Below are 19,103 nucleotides of genomic sequence, written 5' to 3'. Positions count from 1 at the left end.
TTAGAGACTAGATATAAATTGATTTGTGTTATTTCTTAGTACTATAATACTGTTTTAAAATACCATTTAGAATAACCGTAATAAGAATAATAATTGCTCCAATATAAAACTCAATACTCATTTTCTCTTTTTCTCCAATTATAAAATAGGCTAGTACAATACCATATACAGGTTCAAGACTAGTTGTTAACATTACTGTATAGGGCGTTAATTTATCCATCAGTTTTACAGAAGCTGTAAAGGCATAGGCTGTACAAACCGATGCTAGAATTAGCAATAGACTAAAATCATAGAAAGATAAACTAAACTGTGCAAAAGTAATTTCAGATTGCATTAAAAAATAAATTGATATAAATCCCACCCCTGACAAAAACTCATATAAAGTAATAACAGAAGAATCTTGTTTTTCAATCAATTTTCCGTTAATCAATGTAAATAGCACCCCTAAAATGATTGAAATTAAAGCATAAATAACACCTTCGAAATAATTGATTTCAACATGTAAAACAAATGCTAGTGATGCCATTATGAGCACACCAAAAAAAACTTCGTACCAAAGCACTTTTCGATTATAAAAAAGAGGCTCTAATAAAGATGTGATAAAGGCACCTAACGAAAATATAGACAACGTAATTGAAATATTAGAAGTTTTAATTGCCTTGAAAAAAAATATCCAATGTAAGGCTATTAATAACCCAACGAAAATCAATTGGAATAAAAATTTAATTTTAATTTTTAAAGATTTCTTTCTAAAAAATATTGAAAAAAAAATAAAGCCACTAGCTAATAATAATCGATACCAGACTAAAATTTCTGAATTGATAGAAATTAATGCTCCCAAAATGGCAGTGAATCCCCAAATAAAAACTATCAAATGAAGTTTGAGGTAGGCTTTTAAATTATCGTTTTGCATTACGTAATAAATAAGCAGCTAATAATCCAAAGACAATATTAGGAAACCAAACTGCTAATAGTGGCGAAATACTAGACTTTTCTGCAAGCGTTCCAAATATTTTGTCAAAAAAAACAAAGGCAAAAGCAATCGCTATTCCTATGGCTAAACTAAACCCCATCCCTCCTCTTCGCTTCATAGACGAAACTGCAACAGCAATAATGGTTAATATAAATGCCGATATTGGAATACTATATTTTTTAAATAAAACCACTAAATAAACGTTGATATTAGAAGAACCCCGACTTCTTTCTTTTGCAATAAACTGATATAATTCACCTAAATTCAATGTCTCAGCAATATAGACTACAGGTGTTAAATCTTCTAAATCAAATTTAAATACTGCCTTTTTCTCTTCTGCCTTTTCAATTTTATCATTTAATTCTCCAACTGTTCTTTTGGTATAATTAAACATTGTGTAAGTGCTGTCTTTAGGATTCCATTTTATTCTATCCGCAGCAATTTTATACTCTAATTGACCATTTTTAAACTTCTCAAAACTGAAGTTAAAAGCCGTTTTAGAGAAGTTATTAAAACTACTTACATAAATAAATTCGTTTTCACTTATCTGTCGATAAACGTCTGAATCCTCGCCTCTCATTGACTCTTTTCCTCCAGTTTTTAGATAGGTATATCGAAAGTTATTGAATCCTTCACTTGATTTTGGAACTATATAAAATCCCATTAATAAAATAATAACTGAAACTATCGAAGCTCCAATCAAAAAAGGTCTTAAAAACCGGGTAAAAGAAATTCCTGAACTTAAAATAGCAATGATTTCGGTATTATTAGCCAATTTTGAAGTAAACCAAATAACAGATAAAAACAAGAATATTGGAAATAATAAATTGGTGAAATAAATTGTGAAATGATAATAATAAATCGCAATATCAACAAAGGGTATTTCATGTTCCAACATGAAATTTATTTTTTCTGAAACATCTATAATAATTCCAATAGGAGCAAATAACAATAACATTACCCCAAAAGTGGATAAGTATTTTTTTAAAATGTATTTGTCTATTATGTTCATTTTATTTAAAGTTGGGAGTGGAGAGTGGAGAGTCCAAAAAAAACTTTGCTACTTCCCGCTTCTAACTTCCTTCATCCTACATTATAATCTCTGGCTCATGTTTCGAACCATCATATCTTTCCAAGTTCTAAAATCACCGGCTAATATATGTTTTCTAGCTTCACGAACCAACCACATATAAAACCCTAAATTGTGTATTGTTGCAATTTGCTTTCCTAAATATTCATTAGCTGCAAACAAATGACGTAAATAAGCCTTGGTATATTCGGTGTCTACAAAAGTATGTCCCATTTCATCAAGTTGAGAAAAATCATCCTCCCATTTTTTATTTTTAATATTAATGGTACCATTGGCTGTAAACAACATTCCGTTTCTGGCGTTACGAGTTGGCATTACACAATCGAACATATCAATACCCAACGCTATATTCTCTAAAATATTAATTGGAGTTCCTACACCCATTAAATAACGAGGTTTATCTTCTGGCAGAATCTCACAAACCACTTCGGTCATAGCATACATTTCTTCAGCAGGTTCTCCAACCGAAAGTCCACCAATTGCATTACCTTGTTGTCCTGAATTCGCAATATACTCAGCAGATTGTTGTCTTAAATCTTTGTAAGTACTACCTTGAATTATAGGGAAAAATGTTTGCTCATACCCATATTTGAAGGGTAGTTTATCTAAATGATTTATACAACGATCTAACCATCTATGCGTCATGTGCATGGATCGTTGCGCATATCTATAATCACATGGATAGGGAGTACATTCATCAAAAGCCATAATAATATCAGCCCCAATAGTCCTTTGAATTTCCATTACATTCTCGGGTGTAAAAAAATGATAGGATCCGTCAATATGTGATTTAAATTTAACTCCTTCTTCCTTAATTTTTCTATTGGCCGAAAGTGAATACACTTGATAACCTCCAGAATCTGTTAATATATTACGATCCCAATTCATGAACTTATGCAGGCCACCGGCTTTTTCTAGAATTTCAGTTTGTGGACGCAAATACAAATGATAGGTGTTACCAAGAATAATATCAGGATTAATATCATTTTTCAATTCTCTTTGATGTACTCCTTTTACAGAAGCTACTGTACCTACAGGCATAAAAATTGGTGTTTCTATCGTGCCGTGATCAGTAGTAATTGTTCCAGCTCTTGCTTTTGTTTCAGGATCTGTCTTTAGTAAATCAAAGGTCATATTTTGTTTTTCAGTCCGCAAAGATAATTGATTTAGAATTTAGGAATTAATATTTTAGATATAATTTCACAAATACAGAAAATCAATATTCCTAAGCTTAATCTTAATTTTGATGCTGAAATAATTGACCATTTCCAAAATAAAAATCATTAGTATTAATTAAAATAACATTTTTTTCAAATTTAAAATTTAATCCATAATTCAACTGGGTTTATCTATATTTGAAAAATTTAAAAATCATTATGGCTCTACAAGAAGAATTAGAACAACAAGGAATTTGGCTTTTTAAATATCGAGGGAAACTTCCCACGATAGTTTTATTAATTGGCGCTATTCTATACTTTCAAACCAAAATAAATCCCGAAATTTTTTGTCTTGAAGAAACCCCATATGAAATTTATTACGAACTTTTTTGTCTTCTGGTGAGTCTTTTGGGTTTAAGTATTCGAATTTATACTGTCGGTCACACTCCCAAAAATACTTCTGGGAGAAACAGAAACGAACAAATTGCTGATACCCTTAACACTTCAGGGAGTTATTCTGTAGTAAGGCATCCATTATATTTAGGAAACTTCTTCATGTGGATGGGACCCGCATTATTAACTGCTAATTTTTGGTTTTTGATAGCTTTTTGTTTTTTCTATTGGATATATTATGAAAGAATCATGTTTGCAGAGGAACAATTTCTTAGAAGAAAATTTAGCGCTATTTATACCGATTGGGCTCAAACCTTACCTGCATTTGTACCCAGTTTCAAAAAATACAAAAAGCCCGAACTTCCTTTTAGTTGGATTAAAATTATTAAAAAAGAAATAAATGGAATCGCAGGTATTTTTATCATTTTTTCAATTTTTGATATCTCAGGTCACTTAATTCAAAACCAAAACAATTACAATTACTTTATCATCGTAACGGCAGTTTTTTTATTAGTATTCAACCTAGTAATGCGATTTTTAAAAAAGAAAACCACATTACTTAACGGCATGGGTGATTAAAAAACAAGGGGGTTTAAAATTTTCAAATAGTGTAATATTTTTATTAAAAAACCCTTATAAGTATTCCAAAAATCATTTGTCAAAAGTCAAAATAAAAAATTACATTTGCAGCAGTTTAAATTTAACACACAAAATGAAGCCTAACACACAACAATTAAAGGATTTAACTATCCAAGTTAGAAGAGATATTCTTCGTATGGTTCACGCCGTAAATTCAGGACATCCTGGAGGCTCTCTTGGTTGCACCGAATTTATGGTCGCCTTGTACCAAAACTTAATGGATAGAAAACCAGGTTTTGATATGGACGGAATTGGTGAAGATTTATTCTTCCTTTCTAACGGTCATATTTCGCCTGTTTTCTATAGCGTACTTGCACGAAGTGGCTATTTTCCAGTTTCGGAATTAGCCACTTTTCGCCTAATCAATTCCAGATTGCAAGGTCACCCAACAAATCATGACGGTTTACCAGGAGTACGAATTGCTTCGGGTTCACTTGGCCAAGGATTATCTGTGGGAATTGGTGCCGCTCAAGCCAAAAAGTTGAACGGTGATAACCACCTTATTTACACTTTGCACGGCGATGGTGAATTGCAGGAAGGTCAAAACTGGGAAGCCATTATGTATGCTTCCGCCAAAAAGGTAGACAATTTAATTGCCACTATCGATTTGAACGGGAAACAGATTGACGGAACAACAGACGAAGTTTTATATATGGGAAGTATTCGTGCCAAATTTGAAGCTTTCGACTGGGATGTTCTTGAAATCAAGGAAGGAAACAACATCGAGGCAATTATCGCCGGAATGACGGATGCCAAATCAAGAACCGGGAAAGGAAAACCAGTTTGTGTTTTGTTGCATACTGAGATGGGTAATGGAGTAGATTATATGATGTACAGTCACGCTTGGCACGGTAAAGCACCTAACGATGCTCAACTCGAAAATGCTTTAGGTCAAAACTATACAGAAGGCGAAAGCGACTACTAAATCAGATTGCAGATTTTAGATTGCAGATTTCAGATTCAAAACTAAATCTTTCAATTTTAAAATCTTTTAATCTTTCAATTTAAAAAATAAAATGAAAAAATATACAAATACAGGAAGTAAAGATACTCGCTCGGGTTTTGGAGCGGGAATGACTGAATTAGGTCAAACCAATGAAAACGTTGTGGCACTTTGTGCTGATTTAATTGGTTCATTAAAATTTGATGATTTCAAAAAAAATCATCCAGAGCGTTTTTTCCAAATCGGAATTGCCGAGGCCAACATGATTGGAATTGCAGCGGGATTAACGATTGGAGGAAAAATTCCTTTTACGGGAACTTTCGCTAACTTTTCGACGGGAAGAGTGTACGACCAGATTCGTCAATCAGTGGCCTATTCTGAAAAAAACGTCAAAATTTGTGCTTCGCACGCCGGATTAACTTTAGGTGAAGATGGTGCAACTCACCAAATATTGGAAGATATTGGACTGATGAAAATGTTGCCGGGAATGACGGTAATAAACACTTGCGATCACAATCAAACCAAAGCAGCCACGTTGGCTCTTGCAGATCATCACGGTCCGGCATATTTGCGTTTTGGCCGTCCTGTCGTGCCTAACTTTATGCCCGCTGACGAACCATTCGTTATTGGAAAAGCAATTATGTTAAACGAAGGAACCGATGTTACAATTGTAGCCACCGGACATTTAGTTTGGGAAGCATTGGTTGCTGCTGAAGCTTTAGAAGCCAAAGGAATTTCTGCCGAGGTAATCAATATTCACACCATCAAACCATTAGACGAAGCTGCTATCTTGAAATCATTAGCAAAAACGAAGTGTGTTGTTACTGCCGAAGAGCACAACATTCTTGGTGGTCTTGGCGAAAGCATTGCTAGAGTATTGGCTTTGAATACTCCAGCTCCACAAGAGTTTGTTGCTGTTCAGGACAGCTTTGGCGAAAGCGGAACACCAGCACAATTAATGGAAAAATACAAATTGAACAATCAAGCGATTGTTGCAGCTGTTGAAAAAGTGATTAAGAGAAAATAATATAAAGAATTTTTTAACTTTTCTCTCTCCTTTGGAGAGGGTTGGTGTGATAAAATCATAAAAAATCCAGTTACAAATAAATTGTAACTGGATTTTTTATGCCTATTATTTGCTACTTACGGATGACAAGTAATATCTAAATAGTTTTTCTTCCCTGAAGTACAAGTTGGAATATCTGCAAATGGATATGCTGAACCTGTTGCTGGATTTTTAATCTCGGATGCCGTAGAATAATTATCGCCATCATCATCTTTATCTAAAAAATTTGGAATACCATCACGATCATAATCATCAGCATAACGAGTAGCATCATCTGGATAATCAGAAGTGGTTGGATATAATATAGTATTAGTGTAACTCCACATAAATCCATCTTTGTTTAAATCTTCTTGATAATTATCAACTCCATCGCCATCTGTATCTGATCTAAATACATCATAAAGCTTAAAACTAAAAACTAACGGAGCATAACCAGGAATAGAATTCGAGACAGAACTATAATACCCTAATCCAGAAGGTATAAATAGTACTCCTGCACCAAAATCTTTATAAGAAACAGTTCCGTCATTATTATTAACAGAATAAGTACCTGATTTAAATAATGGAAACATCTCACTCCAACCCCTTACAACATTTAACAAACTAAAAAAACTTTGAGGAAATTTATTTTCATCAAATTTAGTAGCCGAGATGTACGAAGGAACTACTGGTGCTGTTGTGGTTGCTGCAATACGTTGCAAATAATCACCTCTATAAGAGGTGAAAACGCCATCAACATTACAAGGTGATTCTCCTATCCCTGGTCTTAAAACTAAATAGTACAATTTGTAATCAACATCGTGTAGTTTGACAACTCTACTCCAAAGTTGCGGATAAACAGTGCTACCCACAAATACATTATCCTTATAAGACATAATAGAACGTTGCGTACCTCCATCAGGTATTTTTGTAATTGTTACGTCTTGATCATCTGGCTTTCCTGGATTATTTATAACAGTGATATAGTATGAGTTTAAATACTCTTCAATGTCAGCAAAATCAGTTTTATACTGATCAGCATACGCTCTTGGTGGAGTAATTTCAGCAATAGGATCATCCTTTTGACATGAAAATAAAGTAACTGTTGTAATTAATACAATAAAATAAAAGGTAACTTTGTTCATTATAGCTGAATTTTGAGTGCGCAAGATACAATTTTGATTTATTTTTGTAAACAATTTAACTTTGATTTTGGAAAATTCATGAGAATAGACAAATACCTGTGGTGCGTTCGGTATTATAAAACCCGAAATATGGTAACCGAAGCTTGTAAAAAAAACCATATTACTGTAAATGGCCAGGTTGCCAAAGCTTCGAAAGAAGTTTTTGCCTCCGACAAAATCACTTTTAGAAAAGACCAAATTACCCAAATCATTACTGTTCTCGATATTCCTGAGAGTCGTGTAGGAGCAAAACTTGTTGATATTTATAGAAAAAACGAAACTCCTCCAGAAGTGTATCAACATCTAGAACTACTAAAATTATCTAAAGAACATTATCGGAAAAATGGTGATGGGCGCCCCACTAAAAAAGACCGTCGAGATATTGATGATTTTGGAAGCCAATCCCCTTCTTCGGAAAAATAACTATTATAATTGCTTGAATTCAATTTAAAACATTTGCCTAAAAAATGCTACTGATTCACAGATTATGAGTGACCTTTTAGTATTCTTAAAAGAATTAATTTTAAAATCAGTGTCAATTATTGTGATAATCTGTTTTTTTAATCTGTGAATCTGGGGCGAAAAACATTTTAAAATCTTAAAAGTGATTGCCTTGAATTCAATTAATAAATTCTAATTTCTTTTCTATCTTTGAAAAAAATCCCATGGACAAAAATATCATCTTATCGCATCAAGAAATTGAGCATACTATCAAAAGAATTGCTTATCAAATCTATGAAACCTTTGTTGATGAGGATGAAATTGTCATTGCAGGAATCACAACAAATGGATTCCTATTAGCAGAGAAAATTACTCAAGTTCTTAAAACAATTTCACCATTGAAAGTTTCTTTATGCGAAGTGAACATTAACAAACAAATCCCTCAATTACCAATAACTACTTCCTTATCAAAAGAACAGTATTCTAATAAAGGACTTATTCTTGTTGATGATGTATTAAACTCAGGCACTACATTAATTTATGCTGTAAGGCATTTTCTTGATGTACCCTTGAAGAAATTTAAAACTGCGGTATTAGTGAATAGAAATCATAAAAAATATCCTGTAAAAGCAGACTTTAAAGGCATTTCACTATCAACCTCATCTCTAGAGCAAGTTCAGGTAGTTTTTGATGAAAATGGCACCAATTATGCATATTTAAGCTAATATATTCAATATTTCCTCAGCGATTTCATCTTTGGTTTTACCATCAATACTCACTTTATATTGTGCTTGATTGTAATAAAAGCTTCTGTCAAAAAGATGTTTTGCAATAAATTCTTTTAATTCAATTTCAGTTTTATTGGCAACCAGAGGTCTTTTGCTTCTATTAGCTAATAATCGCTCCACTAATGTATCCACTGAACCTTTTAAATATATTGAAATAATATTTTCTCCAACTAACAATTCATGATTATTAGAATAACATGGAGCACCTCCACCAAGAGCTATAATTAATGTTTCGGGATAATTCAATAATTCAATCAAAATTTCTCGTTCTAACTTTCTAAAGTAGATTTCTCCCTTTTGTTCAAAAATTTCATTTATAGCTAATTGTATTCGGTCTTCGATACTTTTATCCAAATCTACTAATGAAATTCCAGTATTATCGGAGAGCCTTTTAGCAATTGTAGACTTGCCACAACCCATATAACCTAATAAAATAATTTTTCTCATATGAATAAAACCTTATAGATTAAGGCGTTAAAGGTATTTGTTAAAAAAAGACAAATTTAAAATAAAATAGCTTTGAAAAATTAAAAATAAGACCTTATATTTGCACCCGCATTCAAGAAAGGCATTTGACTCGATAGCTCAGTTGGTAGAGCACATCACTTTTAATGATGGGGTCCTGGGTTCGAGCCCCAGTCGGGTCACAATTTTTTAGGTAAAAAGTCCAGGCAATAAGTTTATCCCGAATAGCGAAGCTAGAGGAAAGCCCCAGTCGGGTCACAATTTTATTGTGGTTTTCATGTAATTTTTTTGAAGTAATGACTCGATAGCTCAGTTGGTAGAGCACATCACTTTTAATGATGGGGTCCTGGGTTCGAGCCCCAGTCGGGTCACTAAAAGGTTGTTCGCCATGGCGAATGACTTTTTTTGTTTATAGGCCACGTGGAGAAACGGTAGACTTGCCAGCTTGAGGGGCTGGTGCTCGCAAGGGCGTGCGGGTTCAAATCCCGCCGTGGTCACAGAATAAAAAATAAATGCTAAAAAATTAATTTCAAATAGGCTTGGAGTTATTTTTTTAGCATTTATGTTTTAAAACTATTCATTTAAAGATAAAAGTCAATCTCACCGCTATCACAAATAAAAAAATTTGACCAATTAATCTATAGCAATAAACAAACTAGACCATCGTTTGAATCAATATAATCATATTTACAATTCTAATATCCAGAACATGAACAAAATCCTTCTAGTTGTTATTATAGCCTTTAGCCTATCGGTTTGGGCACAAAACAAAATAGCCGTAGACTATTTTAATAAAGGAGTGAAAAAATCGGAGTCGGGAAATAGTGCTGGAGCCATTATTGAATTTACTAAAGCGCTCAAAGAAGATCCCTTTTTTACAGGAGCTTATTTGACTAGAGCTTTAGAAAAAATTAAAATAAAAGATTTAACTGGTGCAATGACCGATACCAATACTGCAATAACTATTGAATCAAAAAATGCCGATGCTTTTACAACTAGAGCCAATATTTATTACAAACTTAAAGACTACCAAAATACAATAAAAGACTGCTCTATATCTATAAGCTTAAACCAAAATGATTATATATCCTATAATTTAAGAGGGCTTTCGTATAAAAATATTAGTGATATAAAAAACGCCTGTTTCGATTTTAACAAAGCCATTGAGCTAGGAAGTAAAAGTGCTATGAACAACAAAAAAATGTTTTGTAAATAAAAAACGTCCCAATATTTAAATCTGGACGTTTCTGTAAAAAAATTATGTTATTATTTTTTATTTTTCATAGCCTTCTTTAAATCAATACTGCCTGGAATCTTCAATTTGTCTGTTAATAGGGAAATCTGGTCCAAATCGAAATCACCAGTAAGTGACATTAAAACTGTCTCATTATCTTTTCCTCCTCCTTCAATAAACATCAAGAGTTCTTTGATTTTACCCGTTGAAGCGCCCGCTTTTACCATTAGTTTAATATTCTTTCCTTCTTCGTTCACACGCATCAACTCTTCAAGTCCGCTGGCTAATGAATATTTTTCAGAAACCACTTTCATCTCAGTTGTAGCGCGAACACTGGTTGTGGTAAAAACTTTAAGATTATCTAATTTTTGGACTAAATTGAGATAATTAACTATTTCTTTATCAGAGGTATCTAATTTTACCTTGCTCATCAAATCAAACATTTTTTTATTGACTATAATTGATGAGATATCATCTTGTCCTTCAAATTTATCAAAAGCAACTTGCGCAAAAATGGAATTTGTTATTAATACAACAACCAATGTAAGTATCTGTTTTTTCATCATTTCTAATTTTTAAAGTGTTTTTTTATTACCAACGAATTCAATTTGGTATATATAAAAATTCTCCAATCAAAACTAAGTTATTTTAGGTTTAAATTTATAAAATAAAATTAAAGTTATTACATTTACGTTTATCTATAAAACCATGCCAAAAATATGAAAGCAAAATACTATTCTTTAATCGGATTGTTGTTCCTCGTTTTCAGTTTTCAAAGTTGTGAGGATAATGATGATGTATATGTTTCATCCGTTCAGAATTTTATCTGGAAAGGGCTCAATTTATATTATTTATGGCAAGCTGATGTTCCCAATTTAGCCAATGACCGATTTGCAAATCAAACTGAGCTAAATTATTTTTTGTATGGATATCCAGTACCTGAAAAACTATTTAACGATTTGAGAGTCGATAAAACTATTGATAGATTCAGTTGGATAGTAGATGATTATTTAGAACTTGAAGGAGAATTACAAGGAAACACCAATAACAACGGAGTAGATTTTGGCTTAAGTTATAAAGATAAAGCATCGGGTTCTAAAGAAGTAATTGGCTGGGTTCGGTATATCATTCCCAATTCGAATGCTTCTAGTAAAGAAATAAAACGTGGGGATTTGTTTTATGGAGTGAATGGAACTCAATTAACAATTGATAATTACAAATCTTTGTTATTTGGCTCTAATAATGACTATGATTTAAATTTAGCCAATTATGATGGAGGCGCATATACTCCCAACGGAAAATCTATACCCTTAACCAAAACAAGCTTAGCGGAGAACCCTATTTTAATCAATAAAGTGATTGTTTCTGGTTCACATAAAATTGGTTATTTAATGTATAATGGTTTTTATTCTAATTATGATACGCAATTAAATGAAGCATTTGGCTTTTTAAAATCACAAGGAATAACCGATTTAGTTTTAGATTTACGTTATAATGGCGGAGGTTCCGTTCAAAGTGCCACTCGACTAGCCAGTATGATTACAGGTTCGTTTACTGGACAAGTTTTTGCCAAACAACAATGGAATGCCAAAATACAAGTGAAAATTAGTAGTGCTAATTCAACTAACTTCTTTACTGATGAAGTTGAATTTTCTCCAATCAATAGTTTGAATATGACCAAGGTTTATATTCTAACTACCAAGAGCACAGCTTCGGCTAGTGAATTGGTTATTAACGGATTAACTCCTTATATAAATGTCATTCAAGTTGGTGATGTTACCACTGGAAAAAACGTGGGATCAATTACCCTATATGACTCGCCTACTTTTGGAAAAAACAACAGAAATCCCAATCATCGTTATGCTATGCAACCGATAGTTCTAAAAATTGTGAATTCTAAAGGTTTTGGAGATTATCAAAGTGGTCTAAATCCAACATACCCACAAGTAGAATATATCAACAGTTTAGGAAGCCTTGGCGAAACTAGCGAAACTTTATTAAGCATCGCTGTTACTAAAATTACTGGAGTTGGAAGATTAAAACAACCCACTTCCGAAAATAATTTTGATTATTTGGATGATTCAAAATCTAATACCATACTTAAAAATCAAATGTATCTGGAAAAATTACCCGAAGGTTTAGCAAATGCTTTAAAATAAAAAAGATAAAAAACAAAAAAGGCTTCCAGTGATGAAAGCCTAATTTTTGTCCATTACACCAGAATTTATAAATTAATATTCAATCCCAATTTAAAGTTGCGTCCTCTGGTATTGTAGCCTACAACCTCTACAAAATCTTCATTAAAAACATTTGAAACTGCGGCAAAAACCGTCATTCTGTTTTTCATCAATTCGTATTTTGCTGATGCATTTACTAATTGATATGCCTTTAATGCATTAAGTACAGGAGGATATCCTGAAAAACCATCTCTTTTATCTAGATACTGATAATCGATACCAAAAAATGTTCTTTTAGAAATTTGATAATCTAAGTTAACATTAACTTTATGCTTCGGATTATACAAGTTAGCTTTGATGTCTGGAAAAGTATTGTTAATCGCTTTAGAATCAATTTCGCTAAAAGTGTAGTTGGCTTTTATATTAAGTTGGTCTGACACTGCAAACGCTACCGAAGTTTCAATCCCTTTTGCATTATATCTACCTGTCGCATTAAAATAGGAAGCTTCATAAGTAATTGGATTAGAATAATACTCTATCGCATTTTCTTCTTCTCTATAAAAAGCAACAGAACTTAAATTAAGTTTGTTTTTGAGTAATTTAACTTCAAAACCAGCTTCTACAGTTGCATTTTCTTCAGCTTGCAAATCTGTATTACCCGCATAATCATCATACAATTGATACAAACTTGGGGTAATATAAGCGGTGCTGTAGGAAGTTATAATTTTTAAAGGAAGGTTTTTGAAATTATAGGAAGGATTGATATTATAAACTATATAATTTCCGTAGTTGCTATGAATATTCAGTCTAGCACCCGCATTTAAGTTCAAACCAAAATCAGAGGTATAAACCCAATTCACATAAGGATCAATAAAATTAAACTTTGCCAATTCATTAACAATATTGGTGTATTGACTTTCTATTGACATCTCATGGAATTGAAATTGGGCTCCAGTAACTATAAAAAATTCATTACTTATTTTGTATTTATTAAAGGCATCCGCATTAATGTTTCTTGATTTATAATTGGTAATTCCCCCAAAACGAAATTCTTCTCTTTCGATTAAATTTGCACTTGAATTTAAAACTAATTCCCCATTTTGGTATTTGTATTTTGGAGAAAAACCTAGTTTAAACTGTTCTGAATCACTGTAATTATCCTTGTTGTCAGCAAAAGAACCTGAATCAAAATCGTTCTTGATTTTATCATAATTCATGAAAAAATCTAGATTTAATTTTTTCGAAGGTATAAATCCTAATTTCACATTAGAATTGACTCTGGAAAAGTTATCATCTTCAAAACCAACACCTTTCGCCTCAGAAATTCCTTTTACTTCGGTATTATTTAATCCAACATAATAATTAAACTTCTCTTGATTGGCACCAAAACTAAATCCTTGATTGTATTCTGCTGGATTCGTTTTTTTGTCTTCAGCTGTTGTTTGTGTTCCCAAATTCACATACACATTTCCTGAAAGCTCTTTTGTTTTAGATTTCTTTAATGTAATATTAATTACACCTGCAGCCGCTCCTGTACCGTATAAAGTACTCGCTGCTCCTTTCATAATCTCTATACTTTCAACTTGATCTACTGGCAATAAGCGCAAATCATAATCTAAATTAATTCCAGAAGCATCAGATACTGGTATTCCGTCAATGATAATCAAAGTCTGACGATTACGAGCTCCTCGAATGTAATAACTCAAGTTTTTACCCGCACTACTCTGGTTTCCGTTTACCTCAAGTCCAGCGACTGAACTTAAAACAGTTGCTAGAGACTGACCTGATTTTTTCGCCAAGTCTTTGGCGGTAATTTTCACAATTACTTTACCAGATTTTTCTTTTGGTAAAGCAAATTTAGAATCCGTAATTACGACTTCATCCAATTCAATTCTTGACACAAGAGTGTCATTTTTTTGCGCCAAAGCACAGCTAGTGATTAGCACGAATAACGCACCAATACAAACATTTTTGTTGTTCATTTTAATAAAAAATTTTAAATACTAAAAATGGGAGAAAAGCATAGAATGACCCATACCCAAACCTTTTTTCCCGAAAGTTTGATACTCGATGTAATAGGCAGGTCTCCTGGCTTGCGTCTTGTTGTTGACCTTCTCATTCTTGATTAAGGATTAAGGATTTTTTTGATTAAGGATTTTAAAATCCTAATTCCCAAATCACTAATTCCTAAACTTTTGAACAATGGTTTTGTAGATAACAACAAGCTTTCTAGCTTACAGTTGCGGGTACAGCTCAGGATTTAAAATTCTTGATTTAGGATCTTCGATTATATGATTTAATACCATGATAAATCTGAAAACTAAAACCTGCAATCTCTCACCTGATTCCCTTTTAATGCGGTTTCGAAAAACAAAACAGCAACCTCAATACGGCGACAAATGTAGGTCTAAGATTTGAATAAAAAAATAATATCTTTTTTAAAGAGGAATAAATATACCTTTGCAAATTAATACCAAATGAGTTTCTATGAAAGCATTTTTTTTTCGAACTGCTATTTTTCTAGTCCTAATTTCGATTTTTGGATGCCAAAAAAGTAGCGAAAATTCAAAAAAAACAAACTCCATTGCAGCGAATTCTATTCATTATGCTAAAGGTTTAGAATTGTACAAAAACAAAGGCTTTACTATATTGAAGGTGACAAATCCTTGGCCTAATGCAAAGCAGTATTTCACCTATATTCTCAAAGAAAAAAACGGAATCATTCCCGATAGTCTTAAGCAATTTCCCGTCATTCGAATTCCGTTACAATCGATTGTGGTGACCTCAACTACGCATATTCCAGCATTAGAATTATTGGGTGTCGAAAATACTTTGGTCGGTTTCCCCAACACTGATTTTATATCCTCCATTAAAACCCGAAAGTTAATAGACGCTAGAAAAGTTCGCGAAATAGGAACCAATGAAAGTCTGAATACCGAAGTTTTAATTGACATGAAACCAGATTTGATTGTCAGTTTTGGGATTGACAATAACAATACTACTTTGGATAATTTACAAAAAAGTGGATTAAAAGTAGTAATGAATGGGGATTGGACTGAACAATCTCCTCTTGGAAAAGCAGAATGGATTAAGTTTTTTGGGGCATTATACGGATTGGATTCTAAAGCAAATGCCATTTTTAATACTATTCAAAAAGAATATACCACTACTTTAAGTTTAGCAAAAAAGGCAAAATTTAAACCAACAGTACTCAGTGGTGCAATGTATCAAGAACAATGGTATGTGCCCCAAGGTGAAAGTTGGGCAGCACTTTTTTTTAAAGATTCACAATCTAATTATTTATGGTCAAAAGTCAAAGGAACAGCAGCTTCGTCAATTCCATTTGAAGTAGTACTCGAAAAAGCTAAAGAAGCTCAATATTGGGTTGCTCCTGGCAATTTTACATCTTTAGAACAAATGACCGATAGCAATCCTCATTACAATCAATTTTCTTCTTTTAAAAATAAAAAAGTATATTCGTATGCCAAAAATATTGGAGCAAAAGGTGGTATCGTTTATTTTGAACTTTCTCCTACTCGACCTGATTTGGTTTTAAAAGATTTGATTCGAATTTTTCACCCTGAATTATTACCCAATCACAAACTATTTTTCTTTAGTAAATTAGAATAAATTGAATAACAACAAGCAATATATATGTCTATTTATCTTTTTGATGCTGTCATTAGTATTACTATTCATAGTTAACATAAGTTTGGGTTCAGTTTCTATTCCTTTAAAAGAAGTTTTTAAAAGTTTGATTGGTAAAAATGCCAGTAAAGAAACTTGGGATTACATCATAATTAATTATCGATTACCTAAATCTATAACTGCAATAATTATTGGTATTGGATTGTCTATTAGTGGTTTATTAATGCAAACTTTATTTAAAAACCCCTTAGCGGGACCTGATGTATTAGGACTGAGTTCAGGGGCAAGTTTAGGTGTTGCCTTTGTAGTTATGGGTGCACGATTTCTACCCGCAGGTCTATCTACAATTCTTTTATCTTCCTTCGGAATTGTTATTGCTTCAAGTCTTGGAAGTTTTTTAGTATTACTAGCCGTATTAGCAGTTTCTAAATTATTGCGGGATACAGCAGCTATTTTGATAATTGGTTTGATGTTCGGAAGCTTAACTAATGCTATAGTTAGTTCACTTACCTATTTTAGTACCGCAGAACAATTGCAAAAATTCACTTTCTGGTCATTAGGAAATCTTGGAAATCTATCATGGTCATCTATAATTATTTTATGTTTTTGCATATTTACTGGTTTGATTTTAAGCTACATAAGCATCAAGCCATTAAACACAATGCTCTTGGGAGAAAACTATGCTCGAAGTTTAGGAATGAATTTTAAAAGCACACGATTAATCATCATCATAGCAACAAGTATTTTAGCAGGAAGCATTACCGCCTTTGCAGGTCCAATTGCTTTTATTGGCTTAGCTGTTCCTCATATTGCCAAATTGATTTTTCAAACCAGTAATCATCGTATTTTATTTTGGAGCACTTTGCTCTTAGGAGCCATAATTATGTTAATCTGTGATTGCCTTTCACAATTACCCGGAAGTGACTTAACACTACCAATTAATGCGGTTACTTCTATTTTTGGTGCGCCAATCGTAATTTGGTTACTAATTCGAAAACGTAAAATGATGTATTAATGAGCATTAAAAACACCCTTTCTACTTCAAATTTAAGTATTGGTTATAAAACCAAAAGATCAACTATAATTATTACTGAAAATCTCAATTTGAATTTTTGTGAAGGAAAACTTATCGCTTTGATTGGTGCCAATGGCATTGGAAAATCAACACTTTTAAGAACCTTAACAGGAATTCAAAAGCCACTTTCGGGAACAGTTTCGTTGAACGAAAAGAACATTCACGAATTGGATTCCTTGACATTGGCGCAAAACCTGAGTGTCGTTTTGACCGAGAAATTGCCTCCAAGCAACTTGACAGTTTGGGAACTCATCGCTTTGGGAAGGCAACCTTACACGAATTGGATTGGAACGCTAACCGAGAATGATATTGCAAAAGTCAACGAAGCAATTACACTAACCCAAATCGAACATTTGATTTCCAAAAGGCATTACGAAATTAGTGACGGACAATTGCAAATCGTTTTGATTGCAAGAGCGTTGGCACAAGACACACCTTTGATAATTTTGGACGAACCAACTACCCACTTGGATTTATTGCACAAAGTCGTGCTTTTTAAACTCTTGAAAAAACTCACGCAAGAAACGGGAAAATGCATTCTATTCTCGACGCACGACATTGATATGGCGATACAATTGAGCGACGAAATGATTATTATGACACCCGAAACAACGGTACAAGACCAACCCTGTAATTTGATACTAAAGGGAAGTTTCAGCACTTTATTTAAAGACGAAAGTATTGTTTTTGATAGTGAAAAAGGGAAGTTTGTAATCAATTGATAATGAATAATTATCAATTGACAATTATCCATTATTAATTAAAATCTGCAAACTGCTATCTGAAACCTGTTATCTGCCAGCTGAAATCTGCCTTTTCGCTTCTCCCACCACAAAAGCAACCGAATTGGCAATGTTATAACTTCGGATTAATGACGACATCGGAATTGTAAGTTGATTTTCTTTGGAAAACAAAGCCAAAACTACTTCGCTCAAACCCACACTTTCTTTTCCAAAAACTAACCAATCCCCATCTTTAAATTGAATTTCGTAAATAGATGTTGAAGCGTGAGAACTCATTAAGAAAACTCTAGATTTATCCGAAATTTGCGCAATCCAATCCTCTATATTTTGATATTCGGTGACGTCTAAATGTATCCAATAATCTAGTCCAGAACGCTTCAGGTTTTTATCATTAATGACAAATCCAAAAGGGTGAATCAGATGCAAACGACTTTCAGTTCCGACGCACAAACGGCCAATATTTCCAGTGTTATTGGGGATTTCAGGTTCTACTAAAACGATGTTTAACATAGATGATTTGTTTATTTGGTAATTTGTTTATTCGTTTAATTGAAAATCAGAAACCTCTATAACATCTCCTGCTTGTAAAGCATTCAAATGTACGTTTCCTATTCGAACTCGCACTAATCTCAAGGTTGGAAAACCAACTGCGGCAGTCATTTTGCGTACCTGACGAAACTTACCTTCATTCACTGTGATAGAAGCCCAAGAAGTGGGTCCGTGTCTTTCGTCCCTTATTTTTTTACCTCTAGCGCCAAAGTCTGGAATTTCATTAATGATAAAAGATTCACAAGGTTTGGTGATGTATTTCATACCGTTGAAACCTATTTCGACACCATTTTTCATTAAAGCAATTGCTTCTTGGGTGATAATTCCATCGACTTGAACGTAATATTCTTTTTCGACTTTTTTACTACGGACGATTTCACTCATTTTTCCGTCGGTGGTCAATAAAAGCAAGCCTTCGGAATCCTCGTCAAGGCGACCAATAGCCATTGTTCCTGATGGGAAATCATGTAGTTCGCCTAGCAATTTCTTCTTGCGTTTCAATTCATATACAAATTGACTCAAAAAGCCATAGGGTTTATGGAGGACGAAATGATGGTGG

General features: G+C 33.0%; 19 protein-coding genes, 3 tRNA genes and 1 riboswitch. Of the genes, 13 read left to right on the top strand and 9 right to left on the bottom strand.

The window, feature by feature from the left end; genetic code table 11:
• Positions 1–28: 28 nt before the first annotated feature.
• The 3 genes from ACKVOD_RS07870 to tgt all read right to left on the bottom strand — a co-directional run bounded on the left by ACKVOD_RS07870 (position 29) and on the right by tgt (position 3,197).
• A complete protein-coding gene (locus ACKVOD_RS07870; protein ID WP_409208922.1) occupies positions 29–913 on the bottom strand; it encodes a DMT family transporter in 885 nt (294 codons plus the stop codon).
• Positions 900–1,985: an LptF/LptG family permease gene (locus ACKVOD_RS07865; RefSeq protein ID WP_409208921.1), complete on the bottom strand. Its 1,086-nt coding sequence runs from the start codon at positions 1,983–1,985 to the stop codon at positions 900–902. Before ACKVOD_RS07865 ends, ACKVOD_RS07870 begins: the two co-directional genes overlap by 14 nt.
• 81 nt (positions 1,986–2,066) lie before the next feature.
• Complete coding sequence (gene tgt, locus ACKVOD_RS07860) at positions 2,067–3,197, bottom strand: tRNA guanosine(34) transglycosylase Tgt (RefSeq protein ID WP_409208920.1); 1,131 nt, start codon at positions 3,195–3,197, stop codon at positions 2,067–2,069.
• 242 nt (positions 3,198–3,439) lie between these two features.
• Between tgt and ACKVOD_RS07855 the strand changes: the two genes are divergently transcribed.
• From ACKVOD_RS07855 to ACKVOD_RS07845, 3 genes are all read left to right on the top strand, one after another.
• Positions 3,440–4,192 (top strand): methyltransferase family protein, encoded by a 753-nt coding sequence (locus ACKVOD_RS07855; RefSeq protein ID WP_409208919.1) that lies wholly within the window; start codon positions 3,440–3,442, stop codon positions 4,190–4,192.
• A gap of 133 nt (positions 4,193–4,325) precedes the next feature.
• Positions 4,326–5,177 (top strand): transketolase, encoded by an 852-nt coding sequence (locus ACKVOD_RS07850; RefSeq protein WP_409208918.1) that lies wholly within the window; start codon positions 4,326–4,328, stop codon positions 5,175–5,177.
• Between the two features lie 91 nt (positions 5,178–5,268).
• Positions 5,269–6,222: a transketolase family protein gene (locus tag ACKVOD_RS07845; RefSeq protein WP_409208917.1), complete on the top strand. Its 954-nt coding sequence runs from the start codon at positions 5,269–5,271 to the stop codon at positions 6,220–6,222.
• A 116-nt stretch (positions 6,223–6,338) separates the two neighbouring features.
• Here the strand turns inward: ACKVOD_RS07845 and ACKVOD_RS07840 are convergent, their stop codons facing one another.
• Complete coding sequence (locus ACKVOD_RS07840; RefSeq protein WP_409208916.1) at positions 6,339–7,385, bottom strand: FKBP-type peptidyl-prolyl cis-trans isomerase; 1,047 nt, start codon at positions 7,383–7,385, stop codon at positions 6,339–6,341.
• A 78-nt stretch (positions 7,386–7,463) separates the two neighbouring features.
• Between ACKVOD_RS07840 and ACKVOD_RS07835 the strand changes: the two genes are divergently transcribed.
• Together ACKVOD_RS07835 and ACKVOD_RS07830 are read left to right on the top strand one after the other, a co-directional pair.
• Positions 7,464–7,847, top strand: a complete 384-nt coding sequence (locus tag ACKVOD_RS07835) for an RNA-binding S4 domain-containing protein (RefSeq protein ID WP_409208915.1) — start codon at positions 7,464–7,466, stop codon at positions 7,845–7,847.
• Between the two features lie 242 nt (positions 7,848–8,089).
• Positions 8,090–8,590 (top strand): phosphoribosyltransferase family protein, encoded by a 501-nt coding sequence (locus ACKVOD_RS07830; RefSeq protein ID WP_409208914.1) that lies wholly within the window; start codon positions 8,090–8,092, stop codon positions 8,588–8,590.
• Here ACKVOD_RS07830 and ACKVOD_RS07825 read toward each other — a convergent pair.
• A complete protein-coding gene (locus ACKVOD_RS07825) occupies positions 8,582–9,100 on the bottom strand; it encodes a shikimate kinase (RefSeq protein WP_409208913.1) in 519 nt (172 codons plus the stop codon). The two genes, ACKVOD_RS07830 and ACKVOD_RS07825, sit on opposite strands and share 9 nt — an antisense overlap.
• Before the next feature lie 127 nt (positions 9,101–9,227).
• Between ACKVOD_RS07825 and ACKVOD_RS07820 the strand changes: the two genes are divergently transcribed.
• The 4 genes from ACKVOD_RS07820 to ACKVOD_RS07805 all read left to right on the top strand — a co-directional run bounded on the left by ACKVOD_RS07820 (position 9,228) and on the right by ACKVOD_RS07805 (position 10,334).
• Positions 9,228–9,300: transfer RNA gene (locus tag ACKVOD_RS07820), tRNA-Lys, on the top strand.
• A 116-nt stretch (positions 9,301–9,416) separates the two neighbouring features.
• Positions 9,417–9,489: transfer RNA gene (locus ACKVOD_RS07815), tRNA-Lys, on the top strand.
• 43 nt (positions 9,490–9,532) lie between these two features.
• A tRNA-Leu gene (locus ACKVOD_RS07810) sits at positions 9,533–9,615 on the top strand.
• Positions 9,616–9,827: 212 nt separating this feature from the next.
• Positions 9,828–10,334, top strand: a complete 507-nt coding sequence (locus ACKVOD_RS07805; RefSeq protein WP_409208912.1) for a tetratricopeptide repeat protein — start codon at positions 9,828–9,830, stop codon at positions 10,332–10,334.
• Positions 10,335–10,384: 50 nt separating this feature from the next.
• On the opposite strand, the gene ACKVOD_RS07800 is transcribed toward ACKVOD_RS07805, so the two are convergent.
• Entirely contained in the window at positions 10,385–10,915 is a 531-nt protein-coding gene (locus ACKVOD_RS07800; protein ID WP_409208911.1) for a DUF4252 domain-containing protein, read from the bottom strand.
• A 156-nt stretch (positions 10,916–11,071) separates the two neighbouring features.
• Here ACKVOD_RS07800 and ACKVOD_RS07795 point away from each other — a divergent pair, with 156 nt between their 5' ends.
• A complete protein-coding gene (locus tag ACKVOD_RS07795; protein ID WP_409208910.1) occupies positions 11,072–12,511 on the top strand; it encodes a S41 family peptidase in 1,440 nt (479 codons plus the stop codon).
• Positions 12,512–12,576: 65 nt separating this feature from the next.
• Here ACKVOD_RS07795 and ACKVOD_RS07790 read toward each other — a convergent pair whose 3' ends face one another.
• The gene (locus tag ACKVOD_RS07790; protein ID WP_409208909.1) at positions 12,577–14,511 is read right to left on the bottom strand and encodes a TonB-dependent receptor plug domain-containing protein; all 1,935 of its coding nucleotides are present in this window, start codon (positions 14,509–14,511) and stop codon (positions 12,577–12,579) included.
• 78 nt (positions 14,512–14,589) lie between these two features.
• A riboswitch (cobalamin riboswitch) is annotated at positions 14,590–14,931 on the bottom strand.
• Positions 14,932–15,016: 85 nt separating this feature from the next.
• Between ACKVOD_RS07790 and ACKVOD_RS07785 the strand changes: the two genes are divergently transcribed.
• The 3 genes from ACKVOD_RS07785 to ACKVOD_RS07775 are packed head-to-tail and all read left to right on the top strand — an operon-like array spanning position 15,017 to position 17,974.
• Positions 15,017–16,159 (top strand): ABC transporter substrate-binding protein, encoded by a 1,143-nt coding sequence (locus tag ACKVOD_RS07785; protein ID WP_409208908.1) that lies wholly within the window; start codon positions 15,017–15,019, stop codon positions 16,157–16,159.
• Positions 16,160–16,202: 43 nt separating this feature from the next.
• The gene (locus ACKVOD_RS07780; protein ID WP_409208907.1) at positions 16,203–17,192 is read left to right on the top strand and encodes an iron chelate uptake ABC transporter family permease subunit; all 990 of its coding nucleotides are present in this window, start codon (positions 16,203–16,205) and stop codon (positions 17,190–17,192) included.
• Positions 17,192–17,974 carry an ABC transporter ATP-binding protein gene (locus tag ACKVOD_RS07775; protein WP_409208906.1) on the top strand — a complete coding sequence of 261 codons (783 nt, stop codon included), beginning with the start codon at positions 17,192–17,194 and terminating at the stop codon, positions 17,972–17,974. The genes ACKVOD_RS07780 and ACKVOD_RS07775 overlap by 1 nt, the downstream gene beginning before the upstream one ends.
• Before the next feature lie 69 nt (positions 17,975–18,043).
• Here the strand turns inward: ACKVOD_RS07775 and ACKVOD_RS07770 are convergent, their stop codons facing one another.
• On the bottom strand, positions 18,044–18,505 hold the full coding sequence (locus ACKVOD_RS07770; RefSeq protein WP_409208905.1) for a tRNA (cytidine(34)-2'-O)-methyltransferase: 462 nt from the start codon (positions 18,503–18,505) through the stop codon (positions 18,044–18,046).
• Positions 18,506–18,532: 27 nt separating this feature from the next.
• The coding region (locus ACKVOD_RS07765) for a pseudouridine synthase (RefSeq protein ID WP_409208904.1) at positions 18,533–19,103 on the bottom strand (571 nt) is incomplete at its 5' end.

The sequence above is a fragment of the Flavobacterium sp. genome, assembly GCF_046155325.1.
In the GTDB taxonomy this organism is placed as follows: domain Bacteria; phylum Bacteroidota; class Bacteroidia; order Flavobacteriales; family Flavobacteriaceae; genus Flavobacterium.
Note: the sequence above shows the minus strand (reverse complement) of the source record. Positions and strands in the feature narration are given on the sequence as shown.